Here is a 2,910-nt window from a genome sequence, read left to right as displayed (position 1 = left end):
ATGCGGACCCGCATGTACGGTGGTGTGAGAAGACGGGGGTTAGCCGCCCCCTCTTACTCGATTCACTCCAAATGATAATACTAACAGTCATTATAATTGTTAATGGACAAAAATATATAGCGAACCGGATCCGCGTATATCGCGGATTTTTGTTTTAACAATACATGTTCTTGCCCATTGCTATGGACAAGAACATGTATTGTTTGCCGAAAAGAACAAGAACATATAGCGTCATCCGCGGCCGACGCGCTGTCCATGCCTTTAAGCTATGGGCAGAATACAGCAACAAGTTCATGTGTTAATGCGTCAGATACATGGGGATAATTATAAAATAAATAGGAGGCTAGAACATTTATTGTAAGGGGAAGTGTGACGATTATGTTCTTTTTACGAAAGTGGGGACCTTGGGTTCCTTGGCTGCTGCTTGTTCCATTAATAGGCATATATCTAAGTATGAACTATTGGATGAACTACACTGGCCAACACCTGGTGGATCTTGCCTCATCAGGGCAATCCTCAAACATATGCTTTCCAAGTGACGTCAGGGCAAATAATTGCTTCACTTAAAAAGTTCCCATAAGCGCAAGTCAACTTTAAATCGACAAAACCCTGAGGGTTTTGTCGATTTTCTTATTTTGGTATCATTGATCACGTATTATTAGGTGTTGCCTGAATAATATCGGAGTAGATTGTAACAGGAGTCGAGAATGCATGCAGATTTCCTTCACTGTCCAGATAGTTAGTTATCGACGTCGCTTCCTCTAAGTAAAAAGAGACCCGATCGAAGAGGTATGGTTTCAAAACAGGATCTGCCAGATTCCCACCTGTAACGTTACCTGCTTTATATACAATATCTGATCTTCCTCCTGTGACATATTGACCAACCACGCTGGCAATACCGTCTTTAATATCTACAATGGAAGATGTAAATCCATCCGAAAACATGTAAGTATCTGCTCTTCCTGATGGGAAAACATACCTATGGTACTTAAGAGTGGAAAAATTAAGCGGTTTAAAGCTGGCCGTTAAGGGTAAGGCGATCGAAGCTCTACGCGCCGCAGCGAGGTCGTTATCGGCAATTGCATTGGTATCAAACTGATAATCTTTGGATCGAATGAAAATCATCTTACGAAAGGTTTCATATTGAACGTGATATCCCAAGCTCTCCGTTACAAACCGAATGGGGACGAGTACACGACCATCTTTGCTTTGAACGGGAACGGGCATGTCGCTGGATATTCCGTTTTTATTAGAGACTTTGCTATTTACAGTCAGGATTATCTCATCCGCTTCCTTATTCCGGATGGTAACGGATTGGGAAGATGAGTCCCAATTATATGTTAAACCTATGGAGGAAAGCGTTCGAATGGGGATCAAAAGACTCGTTTTATCAATCACGGGCTGTACATCCATTTGGATAAATAATCCATTTACATTCATTGTATATGGACTACGATCTATATCATCTGCCGCGGAGATTGACGATTGTCCCAGGAATCCCAGGAAAAGAAATGTAAACAGGGCTATTCTGTTCTTTTTTTTCATTTAAAATTCATCTCCTACAATTAATTAGTCTATCGTGATCCAGCAACAAACCAAATCAAAACTTAAGACAAGAGCGAATGAATTACTTTATTAACATTGACATCGTATCAATCACATCTCCTTTTTTAATTTCTTCAATAAATTCTAGCTGATTTGCAATAGGCGGGTTTATTAGTTCAAAGGGAGATTGCCAATCGATTAATACGCTGTTATAGAATCGTTGCATCAGTGAGGAGTCCTTCACTATCTATAACGAAAATTCTTATTGTTAGTTACGGTGGGTTTCAATTTATTTTTCTAAAATTTGAACTCGATGTTCCAAAAAGCATAAATAGAACTTATAATTAAAATATATAGGAACATTTGTTCTGTTTGGTGGTTGTGATTGTTAGTGTATGTAGCTATGTAGCACCTTAGAAGAAGTAAGAAAAGTCAGAAAGAGAGGGAAGGGGAAACGATGATTACTGATAATGATGAACTTAATCTAGCGGAACTACAACAATGCACTAGTGAACTTACGACACGTCTATTTGACCATCCTGTGATCAGTAGCTTTATGTCTAGGAATGATCGTGCGCAACTGGTCAAGACATACTATTTGAATCCATCTTCTGAAAATAGAAATAAACTGAACACAGCATTTCGTAAATATTTCTTTTCGTTACGATTCACCAAGTATATCGCTTCACTGATTAAGTACAGTAAAGTTGACTATTACCGAAAGGTACGAAGAAATCAAGGTCGTGAGCTTGCTATTCTTGACAAATCCATCACCGAAGATGAGGAAATAGCTTTAGGTGAATCTTATCCTCTCTGTATTCCGTATGTGACATGCCACAAGTGACAGTAGATCCCGATAAATTTCAGATGCAGCTTGAGAATGAATATCTATATGAGGCGTTCTCTCAATTAACGGTGAAACAAAAACTTGTCATTGGTAACGCTGATTTGTTGATTTGGAAAGCCCAGGTGCTATCACATTAATGTATAGAAGTTCTTGTCGTTTTTGTATAGAAGTTCTTGTCGTCCGACACTAAGAAGCCGATGATTATGCGGCTTTTTATATTTATGTTATCAAGTTCTTGTCAAAACACAATGACAAGAACTTGATAACATTCCCGACTGATGACAAGAACATTGTTACATTCCCGATATGATGTCATAAAGATGATTAGACGACCTTTTATTAAACTAACTGGCAGTTTAACGCCGGGAATTAAGTGCCTGTGTTTGCGTGTATTTATGTAGCAGGTTTGATTCTATGGTCACCAAGCAAAATGTGAGACAGATCTCCGTTTATAAGGGGGTCTATATTTTTATTTGAGGAAATTGAGCGATTTGACTAATCATTTGTCCATATCCATT

General features: G+C 38.7%; 2 protein-coding genes. One reads left to right on the top strand and one right to left on the bottom strand.

Annotation, left to right across the window (positions count from 1 at the left end):
- Positions 1–648 precede the first annotated feature (648 nt).
- Positions 649–1,545 carry a copper amine oxidase N-terminal domain-containing protein gene (locus tag NNL21_RS35910; RefSeq protein WP_204822860.1) on the bottom strand — a complete coding sequence of 299 codons (897 nt, stop codon included), beginning with the start codon at positions 1,543–1,545 and terminating at the stop codon, positions 649–651.
- 457 nt (positions 1,546–2,002) lie between these two features.
- Between NNL21_RS35910 and NNL21_RS35905 the strand changes: the two genes are divergently transcribed.
- A complete protein-coding gene (locus NNL21_RS35905; protein ID WP_204822861.1) occupies positions 2,003–2,389 on the top strand; it encodes a hypothetical protein in 387 nt (128 codons plus the stop codon).
- Positions 2,390–2,910: the final 521 nt, after the last annotated feature.

The organism is Paenibacillus mendelii (assembly GCF_024498075.1).
GTDB classification, from domain to species: Bacteria; Bacillota; Bacilli; order Paenibacillales; family Paenibacillaceae; genus Paenibacillus_Z; species Paenibacillus_Z mendelii.
This window is presented reverse-complemented; position numbering and strand designations above follow the sequence as displayed.

Excerpts from the sequence above, each read along its gene's own strand:
- NNL21_RS35905 (WP_204822861.1), top strand. The coding sequence starts at position 2,003 with ATGATTACTGATAATGATGAACTTAATCTAGCGGAACTACAACAATGC.
- NNL21_RS35910 (WP_204822860.1), bottom strand. The coding sequence starts at position 1,545 with ATGAAAAAAAAGAACAGAATAGCCCTGTTTACATTTCTTTTCCTGGGA.